Origin of the sequence: Aliiglaciecola sp. 3_MG-2023, from assembly GCF_030548205.1 — a bacterium.
Classification (GTDB): Bacteria; Pseudomonadota; Gammaproteobacteria; order Enterobacterales; family Alteromonadaceae; genus Aliiglaciecola.
This window is the reverse complement of sequence record NZ_JAUORV010000012.1, coordinates 39,491-59,812: the sequence shown is the minus strand read 5'-3', so window position 1 is coordinate 59,812 and position 20,322 is coordinate 39,491. Positions and strand designations below refer to the sequence as shown.

Sequence of the window (20,322 nt, the reverse complement as noted above, 5' to 3'; positions counted from 1 at the left end):
GAGTAGCTGAATTTTTGCTAGGTAGAGTGGGTCTTGTAACTGGGTTTGTTGCTATTGTATTAGTTAACGTTAGGTTGAAATCGCTAGTTCTGCTCAGGCTGAACTTCGTCGTTGCTACTTTGCTTGTGATCTAGGGTATTGCGTTGCGGCATTGTACAATTTCGGCCATTTTCTTTGGCTTTATACAAGAATTTATCTGCAGCACTAATGGCTTTATCTACGCTGATATCCTTTGTGACTTCTTTAACACCGATACTCAATGTTATATTGAACTCTTCTCCAGCAAATTTAAAGATATGATCTGCCACGTTAAGGCGTATTTTTTCAGCTAAAAAGTGCGCGTCAGAAGCGCTGGTTTCCGGTAAAAGGAATAAAAACTCTTCTCCACCCCAGCGAGAAATTTTATCTTGTTTCCGCAAGGTAGAAGTGAATAACTGGGATAAGTTTTTAAGCACATAATCACCTCCATTGTGACCATAAACATCATTTACACCTTTAAAGTGATCAATATCACACAGTAGTAACGACATGCTAATTTTACTGCGCTGTGCACGATTATACTCGTGTTCTAAATAGTCTTGCATGGCTCTTCTATTTGGCAACAAGGTTAGCGGATCTTGCATGGCTTGTTGTTCGAACTGGTTACTTAATTTTTGCATAAATGAAATGAATTTTTGTCTTGAAAATTCATAAAAACCAAACAATAAGGTAACCGTTAAAAACGAATAAATTAGCCGAGATTTAAATTCATGGGTATAGGAGGTATTTAAGAATATTTCGCCAGGGTAAAATAGCATTACACTAACTAGAATAACGAACAAGCCAATGTTCACCAATCCTTTGCGTAAACCGCCAAAAAAGAAGGCAACTGGGGGTAATATGTAAATCCATAAGGGACCGGTATTTCCGTGACCACCACTAAAAACTAAGTACAGCATGAGAAACAGTAGGCAAACAAAAATAATGCGGGTTGATATTTTGTAGGTCGTTTTGATTTTGTTGAGTCGATGAATTTGATGACTAATGAAAAACAAACAACACGCAACAAAAAGTGATATCGAAAGAATCACTTCTCCGCCAATGGCCGCAGAAACTCCCAAAACAAAGGTGAGTGAATAACCAATAATAGAAAATAGATTGGAAACAAAAAGTTGTTGGTTTACTTCGCTATTTCTATCACCTACGGTACCCAAATATAGATAGGATAACATCCTATCTGTTATTTTTTTCATCATTAATTTTTAACGTTTTCCATGTTATTTATTATGTCTTTACTCAAGTCTTCCACTAGGTTTCGCAATTTTCCTACGGCATGTCCATAACCATTTTTTGCCAGTGGTAACTCAAACTTAAAGTGATACATTGATGGAGTCAAATCTTTCTGATGATGATCATTATATAACCAATATTGGCCGACTAAAACCACTTTCGATTTATTGGTAGGCAGAAAGTGGTTTATTTTTACACTTAGGGTGAGGTCGGTTTGACTCGAATTAACTTGCTTTGGAGTATAGAAAGAGGTCGTGTTCGAATTTTTATTGAGGTCTTTTATGAGTGCATTCTGAATACTTGCCTGCAAAGGTTGCGCCCAGAAATGTTGCTTAGAATAGTAAACTTGATGTTCATCTAACTGCATGCTTAAGCCAGCGTGCTTCAGATAATCTGCTAACTCAATGGTTTCAACAACAACGGTTGTGGAGCGCTGTGCAAGATCCTCATGGACAGGCATGGAAGTGGCGTTGTCGAGTAGGTAATATTGTACATTAGTATTCGTTTCTGTTGCACAACCAACCAACAGTAGCATTATTGCCAACATATAAAATACAGGCCTAATCATGTTGAATTTCCTCGTTTAAAGATTGTGCTTTAGGTTCAATTATGGGGGAGCTACCATCACTGAAGATTAAACTATTTGGCTTTTGATTGAGTTGCTGCAGTAACGGGGTGAGTTGTTCCAAAGTTGTTTGGAAGCGCTGCATCGTGGATATCAGTTCCTGATTGGTTTTGGAGCCTGCAGAATAGTCTTTAAGCAATTGCGTTAAGGATTCGGCTGCATGGTTGATATTTTCACTGGTTTGCTGATCTTTCACATCTACAAGCAGGCCATCAAGGGTATCGATGGTTTGTTGAAATGCCTGTGCAGTCGAGCTGAAAGTGCGCATAAGTTGACTAGCATCTTGAGATATTTCAGCAAATGGAATAGCGTTTATATTGTCTAATACGCCACTCACTTTTTGGGTGATTTGAGCAAATTCTCCCGAGGTGGTAGGAATGACATTATAACCAAGAAAACTGCTTAAAGGTTCGGGTTCGGCATCAGTGTAATGTTGTAAATCTACGTACAGCCCGCCAGTCACTATATTTCCAATTTTAAGAGAAGCGCGTAGACCTTGTTCAATGCCACGCAAAGTTTGTTTTTGCACAATGTCGACACCGGTTTGGTCATCTGGCTGCTGCATTCTGCTAGGTTGGATAGTGATCAGAACAGGGATCGCAAACTCTTCGTCTAGCAATTTACTTTGCGCCAAACCGGGTAGATTAATTTTAACCACTTTACCGATTTGCAGACCGCGATATTCTACCGGTGCACCAACGGTTAGTCCGCGAATGCTATCTTTGATCATTAAGACAAAATTGACCCCGAGTTTGTAGCGTTTATTAGATGCGCTTTCATAGTCTTTATAAATTTCAAATGATGCTTGAGTTGTCACCAAATCCCCCGTAGGCATGCCGTCTGGAATACCAAAAGTGACGCCATTGGTGAGAATGGTTTCGATGCTACCGGTTTTGACTTCAATGCCATTTGCGGCTAAGTCGAGACTGATACCACTGGCATTCCAGAATTTGGTATTTTCGGTTACCAGTTTATGATAGGGCGCTTGAATGAAGGCGTTATAGGACACCACACGCTTATCTACATCGAAATGCATGTCTTCAAATTCCCCCACTTTTAATCCTTTGTAAATGATGGGGTCGCCAGCTTTGAAAGATAACTCCTGGTTGCTAGTTAAAGAAATCTGTAGGCCTGGGGTTCCAGCTGCAGTTGTAGGCGGAGTTTCTAAGGCAACAAATTCATTGGATTGTTCGCCCTCTGTGTTGGGCTCTAAGGTTATATAGGGACCGGAAAGTAAGGTCGTTAACCCCGAAACGCCGTTAAGGGAAACGCGAGGACGCACCAACCAGAACTTGCTATTTTCACCCAATAATACTTCTGCGCTTGGATTCATTCTTGCGGTAACAATAACGCCACTTAAATCGGGTTTTAACTCAACTTTTTTGACCACTCCAATTTCTACATCTTTGGTTTTTATTTTAGTTTGATCAGCTTCAATACCAGAAGCAGACACAAATTCGATGGTAATTAACGGGCCTTGATTTGCCCATTGGTGATAAACCATCCACATGCCAATGGACAGAGCAACTAACGGAATTAGCCAGAACTTGGAGATTATCCGACTGGACTCTATTTCTGCTGCTTGTGAGTCTGCTTGTTGATTATTATTGTCTGTCATTTTGTGCGTCCGTATTGCTCCAAATTAATCTAGGATCGAATGTCATTGCCGCTAACATCGTAAGTATTACCACTCCACAAAATGCTAATGCAGCTGGGCCTGGAAATACACTCATGGTATTTCCAAGTTGAATTAAACTAACTAAAATTGCAACGGCAAATACATCAACCATTGACCACCGGCCAATAAACTCGGTTAATCGATACCAGAATATTCGATTATTTTGCTTTTTAAATGTACCTGTTTGTACACAATAATTAAGCCAAATTAAGATAACTAATTTACCAATAGGCACTACTATACTGGCAATAAAAATAACTAAAGCAATGGGGTAAGACTTACTTTGCCACATAGAAATAACACCACCTAGAATGGTACTGGGCTCATCTGTTCCCAAAAATACCGTATGCATGATAGGCAAGGTATTGGCTGGAATATACAGTAAAACGGAAGTGAGTAGTAAAGCCCAGGTGCGTTGTATACTCTCCGATTTTGGTAGCCGCTTTTTGCTGTGCTGAGTTCGGGTCGCAGTGATGTAGAGTTGATGTTTATCCATGGATAACATCGTGGCGACCATACACACAGTGAAACCTATGTAGGCATAAAATGAAGGACCAATACTAATATCGGCAAAAGAACGGATTTTGATTAAACTAACTAACACGCCAATTAAAAATATCTCTGCCATACTCCATGGTATAAGTGCATAAACGATGTTTAGTATGGTTTTTGACGTGTGCACATTTTTGTTCAGGGGAAAAGGCACAAGCACAAGTAGCAAACCAATTAAGACGATGGCTGGAACTATGATAATAGAGAGTAATTGGACGACCGCTAAGAACATATAGTCGTTCAAAATTAGCACGTCTAAACCGGAGATGATCCCGATAGCATGATATTGCCCGTTGGTACTAAACCCTAGGAAATTAAACGGCATCGACAGAAATAAAAAAATCAACGCACTAACGGCAAACATAATTATACGTTGGTTTGCATAATGGAGGTGTTGCGTTAACACATGGCCGCAACAGGGGCATTTGGCTTTTTGTCTATGGCCTAAACGAGGGACAAGCACATTTGTATCACACTGCTGACAGATCGTTTTTCCACTATGAATTGGGTCAGATAATCCTTTACCCATTATTATAAACCATTACTCATATCGACAAACCTTCACATAGGTTGATTGTATTCAGCTAAACAGTTAGAAAATATCGAGATGCTTTTATCTATCTCACTTTGGGTCGTCGCCCAGGAACAAATACTAATTCTAATAACTTGTTGGCCCATCCATGTCGCGCCTCCACACCAGCTAACTCCTGAGTTTTGAATGGACTTTAGAATGTTTTGGGTAGATTCATCTGAACCTGCACTTAGGATAACTTGATTAAAAACTACCTCGTTCAACACCTTAAATCCTGCAATTTCAGCTTGTTTGGCGAAATAAACGGCATGTTGATGCAGTAAGTCTACAAGCTCGGCAATACCACTTTTACCTAAGTAAGCTAAACACGCCCATAATTCAATGCCCCGAGCCCGTCTCGACATATCAGGTGTGAACATCATATTATCGCGACTTTCACTGGTTTGAATATAAGAGCCTTGTTGTTGCATTGCCTGGGTTAGGGCGCTTGCGTCTGCGCATAATATAACACCACAATCATAGGGCGTATTTAAGGTTTTATGACCGTCAACCGACCAAGAGTCAGCTAAGTGCATGCTTTTGGTTAATGTGGCAAATCTTTGCGAAGCGCCGGCCCATAGTCCGAAGGCACCGTCAACATGCACCCAAGCTTTCGCTGCTTTGGCTTTGGGAATAATAGTGTGAAAGTCATCGAACGCACCGCTACAAACATTTCCAGCCTGTAAAACGATAATACAGCTTTTATCCAAAGGAGGAATCGATTCAACCTTTATTCGACCCTGTTGGTCACAGTCAACCCACTCAATTTGCTGTTGGCCAAATCCAAGTATATTTAATCCTTTCACCACACTGCTATGGGTTTGCCTGCCTAAAATGATGCGTAGTGCTGGTGCAGCAAACAGACCTTGTTGTGTGATATCCCAACCTAAATGACTCAACTGGCGATAACGGGCCGCTGCTATTCCGCATAAGCTAGCGATGGATGTGCCGCCAACAAAGCCTGCTACCGTGTTGGTGGGCAAGCCAAATAGTTGTTGTAACCACTGCTGACATATACTTTCCAACTTAGCTGCGATAGGAGAGGTGACAAATAACGCAGCATTTTGATCCCAGACATCGGCTAACCATTTTGCGGCTAACCCTATTGGCAGGGCGGAGCCGTTAACAAACCCATAATAACGACCATTTGAGTAGCGCACCGTATTGAGTTCGCCCTGTTTTGCCAGTAAGTCTAAAATAGCCTCTCCATCACCCATATGCTCTGGTAATTGTGTGTCAAATTCCTTTAATAGTTCTAAACTTTGTTGGCTGGGATAAACGGCTCTTTGATGACTGTTTTTTTGATAAGAAATAGCACTATCACAAGCCTGCTTTAATAACGTTGAAGTCTGTACTTGTTCGAACATTATATTTTGTAATTTAGACATGAGTGAATTTCTCGTTTTAAATGTGTCTTTACGTTATCACTAATTGTACTTTTTGAGAAAAATAACTAAAAAAAGCCATCTTTTCAGATGGCTTTTGACTGGTTGGTATCTTTTAAATTCGCAGTGTTAGTAATTTGCATTGCCTGGAGAACGTGGGAAGGGAATGACATCACGGATATTTTGCATACCTGTCACATAGGCCACTAAACGCTCAAATCCTAAACCAAAGCCTGAATGTGGAACCGTACCGTAACGGCGCAGGTCGCGATACCAGGCGTAATCTTCTTTATCCAGACCCATTTCTTCTAGTCTTTGATCAAACACATCTAAACGTTCTTCACGTTGTGAACCACCGATGATTTCACCGATTCCCGGCGCTAATACATCCATTGCTGCAACGGTTTTTCCATCGTCGTTAATGCGCATATAAAACGCTTTAATATCTTTGGGATAATTTTGCATGATAATTGGCGCACCTACATGTTCTTCGGCCAAATAGCGCTCATGCTCTGAAGACAAATCGACGCCCCAATCCACGGGAAATTCGAACTTTTTGCCACAGTTTTTCAGTATTTCAATGGCATCGGTGTAATCCATTCTGACGAAATCTTGGGAAATCACTTTTTCCATTCTGTCTTTAACATCTTTATTAATATGTTGTGCAAAGAACGCCATGTCGTCAGCACGCTCATCGAGCACTGCTTTGAACACATACTTCAACATGTCTTCGGCAAGTTGGGCAACATCAGAAAGTTCCGCAAAGGCGACTTCGGGTTCGATCATCCAGAATTCTGCTAAATGGCGACTTGTATTCGAGTTTTCGGCTCTAAAGGTAGGGCCAAAAGTGTATACCTTAGACATTGCAGTACAGTACGTTTCAACGTTCAATTGGCCAGAAACCGTTAAATAGGTTTCTTTTCCGAAAAAGTCTTGGGAGTAATCAACTTCACCCTGTTCGGTCTTAGGGATGTTCATCATATCCAAAGTGGACACTCTAAACATTTCACCTGCGCCTTCAGTATCGCTGGCGGTTAATATTGGTGTGCTGATCCAAAAATAGCCTTGTTCGTGGAAAAAACGATGTATCGCTTGAGATAAACAGTTACGAACACGGGTAACGGCGCCAATGACATTGGTTCTGGCACGCAAATGTGCGTGTTCACGAAGATATTCAATACTGTGACGTTTTGCCGACATTGGGTAGGTATCAGGGTTTTCTACCCAACCAAGAATGTCAACTTGCTTGGCTTCAATTTCCAGCGCTTGACCTTTTCCTTGGGACTCTTTTACTTCGCCAGTTACCGCAATTGAGCAACCCGTAGTAAGACGTTGGATATCGCTGTAATTCTCCATTGTATTCAGGGCAATCACCTGAATCGCGTCGAAACAACTTCCATCATGTAAGTTGATAAAAGACAACCCTGCTTTAGAATCTCTTCGGGTTCTTACCCAACCTTTCAAAACTACCTGTTCCCCGATAGGGTACTTGCCAGTTAACACGTCAACCACTGGGGCATGCGCCATTGATATTCTCCACTACAGCAGGGGTAACCTGCAATTTTTTGATTACAAACTAAAATATGATAAACGACTAGGATAAACAATCACCTAGATGAAACTTAGTTAATGCTCTACAGTTAATATGCTAGATAATTAAAATGTCACTAGATTCTATCATTTAAATAAGGTGTGTAATCTTACTTAGCTAAATGACAGACTCAAGTAAAAATAGGCGCTAAACAGAGAATATGTCTGATCCATTCCCTTGGCAGGGTGAAAATCGCCGAAAAACGCCACGAAGCCACGATAAATTTTACCAAATTGTATTGGGATTGAATATCGTTGCTTGGGTGATATTTGTCGCTTCCTTGATTGTTTTCCATTATGCCCGACCTGAATTGATATCTGGTGTGCAAGAATATTGGGGAGTAACCGGGCGGGAAGACTGGTCTATGTCACTTAGCATATACTTAATTTTGTTGCTGGGTTTATGTACTTTTATGAGCCTGTTCGTGTTATTTATGCGGCGCTATCGCACCCGCCGCCGAAACGATTATTTTGGGATAAATGTTATTATCCTATTGGCGATTAGTGTGGTTGTTTTAGTGTGGATATTATCTGATTTATAAGTCCGTCTTAGTTGAGTGTTTGCAAGCTAATTGCAATGGCTGCAGTAAGTTGACTAAGTTGTTGCTGATTAATAATAAACGGCGGCATAATGTAAATGAGTTTTCCAAATGGGCGTATCCAAACCCCATTGTCCACAAACACTCTTTGTAATTCAGCAACATTAACCCCTTTTTTACACTCAATAACGCCAATTGCCCCTAACACTCGGACATCTTCAACGGCAACATGATCTTTTAATGGCAACAACTGGTGTTGCAGTTGCTTTTCAATATTGGCCACTTGTGATTGCCATTTGTTATCCCCTAGCAATGCTAAACTCGCATTGGCAACGGCACAAGCTAGCGGGTTCCCCATGTAGGTAGGACCATGCATGAACACACCTGGTTCGCCCGCACACACTCCTAACGCCACGTCTTCTGTGCACAGAGTTGCAGCCAATGTCATATAGCCCCCGGTTAGCGCTTTACCTACGCACATGATATCTGGACTAATGTTAGCATGTTCGCATGCAAACAGTTTTCCAGTGCGCCCGAAGCCTGTGGCGATTTCATCACAAATTAGTAAGATATTGTGCTGATCGCACAGTTGACGACAGCGATGGAGATATTCGGGGTGATATATTCGCATGCCACCGGCACCTTGCACTATGGGCTCGATTATTAACGCTGCCACTTCGTTCTTATGGGCGAGAATTAAGTCCTCTAGAGGCCCAATATCATCTTCATTCCAGGTTTGTTCGAAGCGAGTTTGTGGTGCAGGAGCAAATATTTGAGTGCTTAATGCTTGATTGAACAAACTGTGCATACCGTTGACTGGATCACACACTGACATCGCTGCGAAGGTGTCTCCATGGTAACCATTTCGAGGGGTGATAAATCTAAATTTCTCAGGCGCACCCTGACATGCCCAATATTGCAACGCCATTTTCATAGCGACTTCAACGGAGACAGAGCCCGAGTCCGCTAGAAATACCCGTTCCAAGCCTTCCGGGGTGATATCGACTAAGGTTCTACATAAATCGATAGCGGGTTTATGGGTAATTCCACCAAACATGACATGAGACATTTTTGCTAGCTGTGTTGTGGCGGCTTGATTTAATTTTGGGTGGTTATATCCATGAATGGTTGCCCACCAAGAGGACATGCCATCAACTAAGCGCTCTCCATCTTTAAGCGTCAACCATACCCCTTCAGCAGATTCAACTTCATAACAGGGAAGGGGGTTAATGGCAGAAGTGTAAGGATGCCAAATATGCTTTTGATCGAATTCGAGGTCAGAAAGATTTTGGTTGTTCAAATTTTGCTCACTTGTAAATCTGGATAGCTGATAAGAGTTGACAATGTTTAAGTGGCGCTTAGACTATGCGAACATAATTCGATAGTAAAGGACCAAATATGGCGATTCCAGCAGATTTTTCAGGTACCGCAGAGATTAGACACGACTGGACATTGGATGAAGTGAATGCATTGTTCGCTTTACCGTTTAATGATTTGCTTTTTCAGGCTCAATGTATTCATCGCCAACATTTCGATCCTAATTATGTGCAGGTCAGCACACTATTGTCGATTAAAACTGGGGCCTGTCCGGAAGATTGTAAATATTGTCCGCAGAGTGCTCGCTACGATACCGGCTTAGAAAAAGAGCGCCTTCTCGAAATTGAAAAAGTCATTCAGCGCGCCAAGGAGGCGGTGGCCACAGGTTCAACGCGTTTTTGTATGGGAGCCGCTTGGCGTAATCCAAAAGATCGCGATATGCCTTATGTGTTGGAGATGATCAAAGAGGTGAAAAAGCTTGGCCTTGAAACCTGCATGACGTTGGGTATGTTAACACGGGATCAGGCAATCGCATTAAAGCAAGCGGGTTTAGATTATTACAACCATAACCTGGATACCTCACCAGAATATTACGGCGATATAATTACCACTCGCACATACCAAGACCGCTTAGATACCTTGCAGAATGTCCGTGATGCGGGTATGCATGTATGCTCTGGTGGTATTGTTGGGATGGGCGAGGAGTCTGATGACCGTTCTGGGTTATTAATGCAGTTGGCGAATTTAGAACAGCATCCGGAAAGTGTACCCATTAACATGTTAGTGAAAGTTAAAGGCACACCATTGGATGATGTAGAAGATTTGGACCCTTTTGAATTTGTACGTACCATTGCAGTGGCGCGTATTTTAATGCCTAAGTCTTTTGTACGTCTGTCTGCCGGGCGTGAGGCCATGAATGAACAAATGCAAGCAATGTGTTTTATGGCGGGGGCAAATTCGATTTTTTATGGATGTAAATTATTAACCACTTCTAATCCAGATACCCACGAAGATGTGATGTTATTTAAAAAGTTGGGAATTAACTCAAAACAAACTCGCGAGTATTCAGACGAAGCCCACGAAGCTGCATTAATGGAAGAGATTCAAGACAAAGAAGCTGGACAAGCAGAAAGTGAGTTGTTTTATGATGCCACTAAACCTGTGACGGTTTTGTCTGAGACGACTAATTAGCCAGTGGCTTTTGCTTATTTACAAGATGCACTCAATGCTCGTAGACGTGAAGGCTTATTGCGTCAACGTAAGATAATTGGTTCTTCCGTTGGCGCTATGATCGAAATTGATGGTCAGCACTATTTAAGTTTTTCCGGTAATGACTACCTTGGCCAACGCCAAGATCTCGCCGTCATGCAGGCTTGGGTTGAGGGAATTTCTAGCTACGGTGTAGGCAGCGGTGCGTCTCCTTTGGTTACTGGTCATACTGACGCACATCAACAGCTAGAAGACTTTTTAGCAACGGGTTTAAACCGAGAAGCTGCATTATTATTCAACTCTGGTTTTGCTGCAAACCAAGCAGTCTGCCAAGCATTGTCTCATCCTAATTTATGTATTTTGGCCGATAAGTTAATGCACGCCTCTTTCATGGAAGCGGGTAAACTCTGCGACGCTAAGTTTAAACGTTTTCGACATAACGATGTCAATCATCTGACCAATTTACTGAAGACTAATCCATCATCAGATTTGTCGTCTTCTGCTACAGATAAGCTGATTGTCAGCGAAGGAATATTTAGCATGGACGGTGATTTGGGATGTTTAAATGAGCTACAAAACGTCGCTCAGCAGCATGATGCCTGGTTAATGGTGGATGACGCCCATGGCATGGGCGTGTTGGGAAAAACAGGCTTAGGCAGTGTAGAGCAGTTTAATTTAAGCCAACAACAGGTGCCAATTCTAATGGGAACCTTTGGTAAAGGCATAGGTACATCTGGTGCCTTTGTGGCGGGCTCACAAATTCTTATCGACTATTTAGTTAACTTTGCTAAACACTATGTCTATAGCACCGCAATGCCACCCGCTATGGCGCTGGCTACCCATGCAAGTTTTCAATCTTTGGCAGATGGCAGTAAACAACAAGCATTGACCCAGCGAATAGCCCAATTTAGATTGCTATGTCAACAAAAGGGCATCCCGTTAACGGATTCAAGCACGGCTATTCAACCCATAATAATAGGCGATCCAGTTACCTGTTTGAGAATTAGCGAAGATTTAAAACAGCTAGGATTATGGGTAACGGCTATTCGTTATCCAACAGTGCCTAAAGGCACAGATAGACTGCGTATAACCTTATCTGCAAGTCATAAAAATTCTGATATAGAGGCGTTTGTGGATGGTTTAGAGATAGTGCTCAGGCGCTATCAGGTGTTGCTAAATGAATAGTCTTCTTGCTGAAAAGAAGCGCAGAATTGCTTATCAATTTAGTCAATCTGCTCACCGCTATGATGATATTGCACAAGTACAATTGGATATTGGATTTGATGCCATTCAATTGGTCACTGGGAATAAATCGGGGAGATTATTAGATATTGGCTGTGGCACTGGACGATTAACCCAAAGGTTAGCAGATAAGTTTCAAGGTGTTACTGGTGTCGATTTAGCAACGGGTATGATAGAGCAGGCGAAAAAGTGTAACCCAGCTAAAAATACTAAAGGGCATATTGACTTCCATGTTGCAGATGCAGAAGCTTTACCATTTGCCGATAAATCCTTTGATAACGTATTTTCGTGCATGGCATTGCAGTGGTGTACGCCCATTCAGACTAGCTTAGATGAGATAAATCGTGTTTTAACCGACCAAGGCAAAGGGGTCTTAGCCTTGTTGAGCGCAGGTTCAATGGTTGAATTACACAAAACCTGGGCAAAGGTTGATGCCGTGCCAAGAGTCAATCAGTTCTTGTCTCACCGTGAATTAGTCAGCGCTGCGATAAAAAGTGGATTCAGCGTAGAAGAACATCAAAAAACCTATACTACCTGGCACCAAACAGCGATTCATTTATTAAATAGTATTCGTCATATTGGCGCAAACGTAGTGCCAGAAACGGGTAATCACCGCAGATTGAGTCGTCAATCATTAGCAGAGTTTGCTCGCATATATAATCAAGATTTTGCGATTAATGGGCAATTACCCTTGTCTTATGAAGTGAGTTTTTTAATCTTGAGTAAAAACATATGAGTCATTCAATTTTTATAACAGGAACGGATACGGATGCGGGAAAAACCGTTATCGCGACAGCAATTCTGCAACTCGCAGCAGATAGAGGACTCAGCACAATTGGGTTTAAACCTGTGTCGGCGGGTTGTAGTGAAACTGCAGAAGGACTACGTAATGATGATGCCCTTGCCTTGTTAGCTGCCAGCACTAAAGGGATGGCCTATGAACGCATTAACCCTATTGCTTTCGCTGATCCTGTTGCCCCCCATTTAGCTGCCAAGCGAATGGGCGTTACCGTAGAGACTCAGAAAATTAGTTCTGCGTACCAGTATTTAGTGAATCAAAATGCAGATTTACTGCTAACGGAAGGGGCTGGAGGTTGGCGATTACCCTTGTCCGAATGTGCATTTTTATCTGATTTTGTCATTCAACATAAAATACCAGTGGTGCTGGTGGTAGGGATGAAGTTAGGGTGTTTAAATCATGCATTACTGACCTATCAAGCTATCAGCGCTGATGGTCTGGAAGTCATTGGCTGGGTTGCGAATCAGATTGATGACCAGATGTTATATTTGCAGGACAATATTGACAGTTTAAAAGCCTTGCTACCCGCACCTTGTCTTGGTGTTGTCCCTAAACTGGCAAACACTAAACAAGCTGCAGAGTATTTATCGATTGAACGACTATTACAATAAGTGGTTTAGGGCTGATTTGGCAGCAATACTGTGATGATCTCTGCCTTTGAATATCACCCCATCTAAATCACCCAGTAGGGTTAGGTCTTTATCATCAAGCAATAACCCACTTCCTTCTCTGATACCCACAACGGGGATGTCTGGGTTTAAAACACAAAACTCTTCAATGCGTTGAGCTCTTGTTTCACCATTATGACCCGGTGGTTGATAATCGCTGTAGTGAGGATTAATTTGCAACGGCAGCAATGCTAAGGCAGAAAATGATTGGGGTTGGATTATCGGCATGTCGTTAGTGGTTTTAATACTCAGTCCACAAATGTTAGATCCTGCACTCCAACCTACATAAGGGGTTCCAGCGTTCACTTTATTTTGTATGGGATGAATTAAGTCGTTGCTTTGTAACTGATAAAGTAAATTAAAGGTATTACCACCGCCTACGATTATTGCGTGGGCATGTTCGATAGCCTCAGCTGGGTCTTCAACCGTATGTATTCCACAAATGTTTAACTCTGGGAACGCTTGTTGTACTTTATCTGTGTAGTCATCCCAAGACATTGTCACACCTGCGTAGGGGATGAAGATTGCCGTTCGAGCGTTATCTAAAAATGGCAGTATCATTGTTTTCGGGTTCGCCAAGTATTCTTCATTCCCCACTTTAGAACTGCTTAGCATGAGTACTCGTTTTTTTGACATTTTTTTCCTTTGAAATGAATTTAACGCTAGACGCGCATTTTTAGCTAGATAGAATAGAATATTAAGCATAAGAGAATCTGGAATAGGAAACAACTTGAATGGCTGGAACAATTCGCTCTGTATTGTTTGTATGTTTGGGTAATATTTGTCGTTCGCCAAGCGCAGAGGCCGTGTTTAGAAAAAAGGCCAAGGAAAAAGGATTGTTGTTGAAAATAGATTCGGCAGGAACCCAAGGTTATCATGTTGGTGCGCCACCAGACGAGCGCTCCGTTTCTGTTGGTGAAGCACGGGGCTATGATTTTGAGGGAATATCTTGCCGCAAGATTACCAAACAAGACTTTAACGACTTCGATATTTTGATTGCCATGGATGAAATGAATCTGCGGGGGTTACAAAGTGAATATCCTGATGAGCATCAGGATAAAATTAAGTTGTTTATGTCCTTTTCAGGATTAGAGGAAGAAGAAATTCCTGATCCCTACTATGGCGGTAAAAAAGGATTTGAGTACGTACTGGATTTGATCGAATCATCAGCAGATGGTCTGATTGAACATATTTCTGCGTTAATCGTGTTGGAAGATTAATAATTTAGATAACGTAACAGCATCAAATACCACATCCTCTATAAACATAATTATTCGCAACTATAGTCGATAGTCGAATAGATTAGTGCATATAGACATTGTACTATACTGCCATAATAGGGTAATTTCCCTTAAATTTTATTTAGCAGGTTTATCCTGCTTTTTTTGACTTTATTAAAGGAAAGCGTGTGAGCCAATGGCAACCTGACAGCTGGAGGTCTAAACCGATCCAGCAACAACCTACTTATCAAGATCAAGCGTTACTAAAAGACGTAGAAAGCAAACTGCATAGTTATCCTCCGTTGGTGTTTGCTGAAGAAACAAGGCAATTATACAAACAACTGGGTGATGTAGCTGAAGGTAAAGGGTTTTTGTTACAAGGCGGTGATTGTGCCGAATCATTCGATGAATTCAATGCGCCCAAAATCAGAGATACCTTTAAAGTTATCCTGCAAATGGCCATCGTTTTAACCTTTGCAGGAAAATGTCCGGTAACAAAAGTTGCCAGAATGGCTGGGCAGTATGCAAAACCGCGTTCGTCTGACCTAGAAACGATTAATGGCGTGTCTCTGCCGAGTTATCGCGGGGATATCATCAATAGCTTTGAATTTACTGAACAGTCTAGAATGCCAGATCCAAACCGGATGCTTGAGGCATATCATCGAGGGGCTTCCACCCTAAACTTATTACGTGCTTTCGCGCAAGGTGGTTTAGCTGACTTACATCAAGTGAACCGTTGGAATATGACCTTTCTTGAGAACAATCCGTTACGTGAGCGTTATCAAGACGTCACTAACCGCTTGCAAGATGCGCTAGAGTTCATGGATGTAATTGGTATCAACCATGTTAATAACGCAACGTTGCATGAAACCAATTTGTTTACTTCCCATGAAGCGCTATTGTTAAATTACGAGCAGGCGTTAACCCGCATTGATACTTTAACTGGCAAGCCTTATAACTGTTCTGCACACATGGTGTGGATTGGTGAGCGTACTCGTCAATTGGATCATGCGCATATAGAGTTCTTCCGTGGCATACATAATCCAATTGGGGTTAAAATTGGGCCTACCATTCAAGAAGATGAATTGATGAGGTTGATCGATACCTTGAATCCAGATAATAGCGCTGGTCGTTTGACCTTTATAACCCGCATGGGGGCAGATAAGCTTGAGCAAAATCTGCCTAAATTACTACGTCGAGTGAAAGCTGAAGGAAGAAAGGTCGTGTGGAGTTCAGATCCAATGCACGGCAACACTAAAAAAGCATCGAGTGGTTACAAAACTAGAAACTTTGATGATATTCTAAGTGAAATCCAACAGTTCTTCGCAGCTCACCGTGCTGAAGGGACACATCCAGGTGGTATCCATTTAGAAATGACAGGGCAGCATGTGACGGAGTGTACTGGTGGGGCATACCAAATCAGTGACGACGATCTTGCTCAAGCATACAAAACTCAATGTGATCCGCGTTTGAATGCTGATCAAGTGTTAGAAATGGCATTTTTAGTGGCAGATCATTTGAAAAGTGGTAAATAATGTAGCTTTGACTACTTTGTACTTTTTTACTATTTCAGCCAGTTGCTAATTCAACTGGCTTTTTCATTTTAAGAGTATAAAAATTGTTTGTTTTGTTGTTAATCAATGCAAACTTATAATTAGACGCAGCACGCGATTGGTAATCTAGTATTACTACCGCTTTATAACCTCAAGAAGGAAAGTGAATTGAATACGATTGACCTCCCAAGACACCCATTACCTGCGTTTACGGCAGACTCGGCCGCTCGAAAAGTTAGAATGGCAGAAGATGCTTGGAATTCAAAAGATCCGATAAAAGTCTCATTAGCTTATACAGCGCAAAGCAGATGGCGAAATCGTTCAGAATTTCTTGTTGGACGGGATGCTATAGTGAGCTTCTTGCAGAATAAGTGGAAAAGGGAATTGGACTATCGGCTTAGCAAAGAACTATGGGCTTTCACAGATAATCGTATCGCTGTTCGCTTTGCTTATGAATGGCACGATCAACAAGGTAACTGGTTTCGTTCTTATGGAAATGAAAACTGGGAGTTTGATAAAAATGGATATATGCAAAAACGCATTGCAAGTATCAACGATATGGCCATTAATGAAGACCAGCGCAAACTGGTATGGCAAACACAGAATAGACCCGATGACTATCCAAGTTTGAGTGAACTGGCGTTATAAATAGTGAAAAATGATTAATGGCTAAATTAATAGATCTAAGTCATACCGTCGAAGATGGCTTGGTCACGTATAAGGGTTTACCTGCCCCTATAATTTGTGACTACCTGAGCCGAGAGGCATCTAAGTTACACTATGAAGAAGGTACCTCATTTCAAATTGGCAAAATTGAAATGTGTTCTAATACCGGTACTTATATCGACTCACCATTTCATCGTTATGAGGATGGCGATGACCTTTCTGAACTTGATCTTGACGCTGTAGCACATTTAGATGGCGTGAAAATAAAGATTCCACAACATATCATTGCAATCGATGAGAGTTATTTCGCTGACATGGAGCTAACGGGTAAGGCAGTACTCATTCAAACTAATTGGTCTCGTCATTGGAACACCGAGTTATATTATGAGAGTCATCCCTTTCTTACCGAAGGTGCGGCACTATTTTTGAAAAAAACTGGTGTGCTACTTGTAGGAATTGATAGCCATAATATTGATGATACTAGAGGCGGTGGAAGACCTGTGCATAGTACATTATTAGGGGCTGATATTTTAATTGTTGAACACATGTGCAATTTACAATCGATACCAGAAAATGGTTTTTATTTTTATGCCGTGCCGGTAAAAGTAAAAGGCTTTGGAACCTTTCCAGTACGTGCGTTTGCACAACTACAGGAATAATGATAATAGTATTAAGGTGTTAAAGTTTAAAAAGTAATAGTTTACGTCCGTTTGAAGATGATCAGGGAGAGACAATAATATGAATAAAACGTTGAAATGGATAGGTCGTGGGCTAATAGCATTGTTGATTTTTTCCGCCTTAGGATGGTGGTGGGTTGGTCCTAAATGGCGTTCGCTTCTTCTAGATCCGCCTGAAGATCTTGACGTTCTGTTTTGGAGTCAAAGTCAGCGTGATGCAGCTTTTCAAGTTATGGATCAGTTTTCTCTTCTCGTTAAGTCTCGTGAAATATTGCCAAGTAGCAAAGTAAAAGAGTTGCCTATTGGTGAGGGGTTGATACTAAATGAAGATATCGATGGTTTTTTTGAGGAGCAGCGTTTAGCTGGTGGTTTAATACTGCATAAAGGCAAAATCAGGTTTGAAAAATATGGTCTCGGACATTCAGCTGACTCCAGGTGGACTAGCTTTTCAATGGCTAAATCATTCACTTCAAGTCTTGTTGGCATTGCCTTAAAGGAAGGCCATATAAGCAGTCTTAACGACAATGTTTCTGAATATGTTACCGGCTTAAAAGGTTCTGTTTACGATAATGTAACCATTGAACAATTACTTACCATGACCTCTGGTGTTGCATGGAATGAGGACTACTCTGATCCAAATTCAGATGTAGCCTTGTTCAACAATCATAAAGCACAAGGTGGTTTACCCACGATTGTCAGTTATATGCGCGGTTTATCAAGAGCCCATCCAGCGGGTGAAAAATGGCAATACTCTACAGGGGAAACCAACCTAATTGGTATTTTAGTTGAACGAGCAACTGGGCGTAATATTAGCGAATATTTGACTGAAAAAATTTGGCAGCCCTTTGGGATGGCACAAAAAGCGACTTGGATTTTGGGTTCTGATGGTAACGAAATATCAGGATGTTGCATTCAAGCTAGCTTACGTGATTTTGCCCGTTATGGTTTGTTTATGTTGGAAAATGGGCAAATAGAAGGGGAGTCAGTGTTCCCTGATAATTGGGTAGCAAAGGCGACTACTAAACAAGTTGACTATGGATTTCCCGACAGAGGCTATGGGTATCAATGGTGGACATTCAATGACGGAAGTTATACTGCACGAGGTATATTTGGGCAAACTATATTTATTGATCCAAATAGAGATCTTGTGATTGCATTTAATGGTAATTGGCCAACAGCTAGCGATGCCGATTTGAATCGGAAACGCTTCGAATTTATAGATCGGATTAAGGTTGCCATTGATTTGCAGCAAAACGACTGATAAGACAGGTTAGTTATTGGGTTTGGTTAGCTTCGTTACCTATGATTTGCATGGTTACCATTAAATATGCAGCACCAACGAGCAAGCCAAGCCACCATCCTAAGCCTAAGCCTAAGCCACCACCCTAAGCCTAAGCCAAAGCTAGCAGCTAGGGTGTTTAGCATTATTACGACAAATGCCATAATTACGACAAATGCGGACAAACCGGACAATCAGTGCATAGGGCATTGGGATACGAAGGTGTTGAACATGATCGCATTTTGACGCCATAGAAGATAAGGCCGTGGTATCTGACATGGGCGAGCTATTATCGCCCCAGCGTAAACCCGCTAAAACTGCTGATATTGACAAATAAAATAGGTACATATTAGCCACAGTTGGAATATCTATGTCTTGGTTTATAATTTTCCAACTTAAGGGTAAAACTAATGGCTTTAAGATTGCCACGGTTCCCTATGATGATCCTGTACCTAATGCTATGAATGCCAACTCAACAAGAGGTTTAGGGGAGCGTAACGCTTACATTTGTAATAAGCGTTATTTATTTTTCAAATAAATTGAATCATTGTCTGATTATGCTTTCTTTTTGTCCATTTTAACAACTTCAGCTTTTTCTTGCTCTAATATAGAGTCGGCATCTGTGCCTTTAAATAATTTGGCAATGACGTCTTTATTTTTCGACAACAAGATAGTGAGGTCTTCGGCTATTTCATTCGGTAATTTAATGCCTTTTGCTTGAATATAAGTGCCCAGGTTATCGGCAACATCAAGCATTTTGTCGTATTGATCAGCCGCCTTTTTGTCAGAAGTCACTAGTTTTTCTTCTCCATTTCGCTCAACAACATATCTCACAATAATCGCCATTACGTTTCCTCATTTTTCGGTTGTTTTGGTGCCATCGAGTATAAATATAGCTCAACACTGTTTGTATGTACAGTATTTTGTTGAGATGAAATTCTAATGGAGAAAAACAGTTTTAATTTATTTAAGAAAGGACGAATTGGCTTCTATAGGATGATAAATATCAACGCAATCGCTTAAGGTTTTAGCGGTTAATTGGGGGACGCTGTAGACCTGTGTTGAGACCTGGTACTTGCTTTTGATATAGCCCATTAACACTGCAAAATCGCCATCGCCACTGAGTAAAATAATTTCGTCTAGAAGCGGTGATTGATCGATCATATCAACGGTAATACCCACATCCCAATCGCCTTTAGCTGAGCCATCGCTACGTTGTATAAAAGGTTTAAGTTTGACCTCAAAACCTATATGTCTAAGGGCGTCTTGAAATTTGATTTGTTGGTCATCTTGCCGCGCGATAGCATACGCGTTAGCCACAACTATATTTCCGCGATAAGTTAATTCTTGCCATAGCTTACGATAATTGAATTGTTTGTGATAAGCCTGTCGGCAAGTGTAGTACACATTTTGTACATCAACAAAAACGCCGATGTTTTTCTCTTTATTTTGCATACCCTTACCGCCTACAGGTTAGTTAAGT

The 20,322-nt window shown here is 41.3% G+C and carries 22 protein-coding genes; 11 read left to right on the top strand and 11 right to left on the bottom strand.

Features of this window, described 5'->3' with window-relative positions:
• Positions 1–83: 83 nt before the first annotated feature.
• The 6 genes from Q4574_RS14280 to asnS form a co-directional block, all read right to left on the bottom strand.
• Positions 84–1,232 (bottom strand): GGDEF domain-containing protein, encoded by a 1,149-nt coding sequence (locus tag Q4574_RS14280; protein ID WP_303474822.1) that lies wholly within the window; start codon positions 1,230–1,232, stop codon positions 84–86.
• A 2-nt stretch (positions 1,233–1,234) separates the two neighbouring features.
• A complete protein-coding gene (locus Q4574_RS14275) occupies positions 1,235–1,837 on the bottom strand; it encodes a membrane integrity-associated transporter subunit PqiC (RefSeq protein WP_303474821.1) in 603 nt (200 codons plus the stop codon).
• Positions 1,830–3,512: an intermembrane transport protein PqiB gene (gene pqiB / locus Q4574_RS14270; protein WP_303474820.1), complete on the bottom strand. Its 1,683-nt coding sequence runs from the start codon at positions 3,510–3,512 to the stop codon at positions 1,830–1,832. Before pqiB ends, Q4574_RS14275 begins: the two co-directional genes overlap by 8 nt.
• Positions 3,499–4,488 carry a paraquat-inducible protein A gene (locus tag Q4574_RS14265; RefSeq protein ID WP_303474819.1) on the bottom strand — a complete coding sequence of 330 codons (990 nt, stop codon included), beginning with the start codon at positions 4,486–4,488 and terminating at the stop codon, positions 3,499–3,501. The genes pqiB and Q4574_RS14265 overlap by 14 nt, the downstream gene beginning before the upstream one ends.
• A gap of 197 nt (positions 4,489–4,685) precedes the next feature.
• Positions 4,686–6,083, bottom strand: coding sequence for an aminotransferase class V-fold PLP-dependent enzyme (locus Q4574_RS14260; protein WP_303474818.1), 1,398 nt, complete (start codon positions 6,081–6,083; stop codon positions 4,686–4,688).
• A 126-nt stretch (positions 6,084–6,209) separates the two neighbouring features.
• Complete coding sequence (asnS, locus tag Q4574_RS14255) at positions 6,210–7,607, bottom strand: asparagine--tRNA ligase (RefSeq protein ID WP_303474817.1); 1,398 nt, start codon at positions 7,605–7,607, stop codon at positions 6,210–6,212.
• Positions 7,608–7,831: 224 nt separating this feature from the next.
• Here asnS and Q4574_RS14250 point away from each other — a divergent pair, with 224 nt between their 5' ends.
• Positions 7,832–8,212, top strand: a complete 381-nt coding sequence (locus Q4574_RS14250; protein ID WP_303474816.1) for a hypothetical protein — start codon at positions 7,832–7,834, stop codon at positions 8,210–8,212.
• Positions 8,213–8,219: 7 nt separating this feature from the next.
• On the opposite strand, the gene bioA is transcribed toward Q4574_RS14250, so the two are convergent.
• Positions 8,220–9,509: an adenosylmethionine--8-amino-7-oxononanoate transaminase gene (bioA, locus tag Q4574_RS14245; protein WP_303474815.1), complete on the bottom strand. Its 1,290-nt coding sequence runs from the start codon at positions 9,507–9,509 to the stop codon at positions 8,220–8,222.
• A gap of 98 nt (positions 9,510–9,607) precedes the next feature.
• Here bioA and bioB point away from each other — a divergent pair, with 98 nt between their 5' ends.
• From bioB to bioD, 4 genes are read left to right on the top strand one after another with little or no spacing between them, the layout of a single operon-like run.
• Positions 9,608–10,717, top strand: a complete 1,110-nt coding sequence (bioB, locus tag Q4574_RS14240; protein ID WP_303474814.1) for a biotin synthase BioB — start codon at positions 9,608–9,610, stop codon at positions 10,715–10,717.
• Between the two features lie 3 nt (positions 10,718–10,720).
• Positions 10,721–11,920: an 8-amino-7-oxononanoate synthase gene (bioF, locus tag Q4574_RS14235; RefSeq protein WP_303474813.1), complete on the top strand. Its 1,200-nt coding sequence runs from the start codon at positions 10,721–10,723 to the stop codon at positions 11,918–11,920.
• Complete coding sequence (locus Q4574_RS14230; RefSeq protein ID WP_303474812.1) at positions 11,913–12,713, top strand: methyltransferase domain-containing protein; 801 nt, start codon at positions 11,913–11,915, stop codon at positions 12,711–12,713. Before bioF ends, Q4574_RS14230 begins: the two co-directional genes overlap by 8 nt.
• Positions 12,710–13,387, top strand: a complete 678-nt coding sequence (bioD, locus tag Q4574_RS14225) for a dethiobiotin synthase (RefSeq protein WP_303474811.1) — start codon at positions 12,710–12,712, stop codon at positions 13,385–13,387. Before Q4574_RS14230 ends, bioD begins: the two co-directional genes overlap by 4 nt.
• Here the strand turns inward: bioD and pepE are convergent.
• Positions 13,379–14,080, bottom strand: coding sequence for a dipeptidase PepE (pepE, locus tag Q4574_RS14220; protein WP_303474810.1), 702 nt, complete (start codon positions 14,078–14,080; stop codon positions 13,379–13,381). The genes bioD and pepE overlap by 9 nt on opposite strands.
• A gap of 98 nt (positions 14,081–14,178) precedes the next feature.
• Here pepE and Q4574_RS14215 point away from each other — a divergent pair, with 98 nt between their 5' ends.
• The 5 genes from Q4574_RS14215 to Q4574_RS14195 all read left to right on the top strand — a co-directional run bounded on the left by Q4574_RS14215 (position 14,179) and on the right by Q4574_RS14195 (position 18,821).
• Positions 14,179–14,664, top strand: a complete 486-nt coding sequence (locus Q4574_RS14215; protein WP_303474809.1) for a low molecular weight protein-tyrosine-phosphatase — start codon at positions 14,179–14,181, stop codon at positions 14,662–14,664.
• A gap of 188 nt (positions 14,665–14,852) precedes the next feature.
• On the top strand, positions 14,853–16,199 hold the full coding sequence (locus Q4574_RS14210) for a class II 3-deoxy-7-phosphoheptulonate synthase (protein WP_303474808.1): 1,347 nt from the start codon (positions 14,853–14,855) through the stop codon (positions 16,197–16,199).
• 195 nt (positions 16,200–16,394) lie between these two features.
• Positions 16,395–16,865, top strand: coding sequence for a nuclear transport factor 2 family protein (locus Q4574_RS14205; RefSeq protein ID WP_303474905.1), 471 nt, complete (start codon positions 16,395–16,397; stop codon positions 16,863–16,865).
• Between the two features lie 17 nt (positions 16,866–16,882).
• Complete coding sequence (locus Q4574_RS14200) at positions 16,883–17,542, top strand: cyclase family protein (protein WP_303474807.1); 660 nt, start codon at positions 16,883–16,885, stop codon at positions 17,540–17,542.
• 79 nt (positions 17,543–17,621) lie between these two features.
• Positions 17,622–18,821 carry a serine hydrolase gene (locus tag Q4574_RS14195; RefSeq protein WP_303474806.1) on the top strand — a complete coding sequence of 400 codons (1,200 nt, stop codon included), beginning with the start codon at positions 17,622–17,624 and terminating at the stop codon, positions 18,819–18,821.
• Positions 18,822–18,962: 141 nt separating this feature from the next.
• Here the strand turns inward: Q4574_RS14195 and Q4574_RS21500 are convergent, their stop codons facing one another.
• Positions 18,963–19,187, bottom strand: coding sequence for a Na+/H+ antiporter NhaC family protein (locus tag Q4574_RS21500; RefSeq protein WP_368411645.1), 225 nt, complete (start codon positions 19,185–19,187; stop codon positions 18,963–18,965).
• Between the two features lie 22 nt (positions 19,188–19,209).
• Here Q4574_RS21500 and Q4574_RS14190 point away from each other — a divergent pair, with 22 nt between their 5' ends.
• Positions 19,210–19,377 (top strand): hypothetical protein, encoded by a 168-nt coding sequence (locus tag Q4574_RS14190; RefSeq protein WP_303474805.1) that lies wholly within the window; start codon positions 19,210–19,212, stop codon positions 19,375–19,377.
• Positions 19,378–19,394: 17 nt separating this feature from the next.
• Here Q4574_RS14190 and Q4574_RS14185 read toward each other — a convergent pair whose 3' ends face one another.
• Together Q4574_RS14185 and Q4574_RS14180 are read right to left on the bottom strand one after the other, a co-directional pair.
• The gene (locus Q4574_RS14185; RefSeq protein WP_303474804.1) at positions 19,395–19,685 is read right to left on the bottom strand and encodes a YebG family protein; all 291 of its coding nucleotides are present in this window, start codon (positions 19,683–19,685) and stop codon (positions 19,395–19,397) included.
• Between the two features lie 117 nt (positions 19,686–19,802).
• The gene (locus Q4574_RS14180) at positions 19,803–20,294 is read right to left on the bottom strand and encodes an NYN domain-containing protein (protein WP_303474803.1); all 492 of its coding nucleotides are present in this window, start codon (positions 20,292–20,294) and stop codon (positions 19,803–19,805) included.
• Positions 20,295–20,322: the final 28 nt, after the last annotated feature.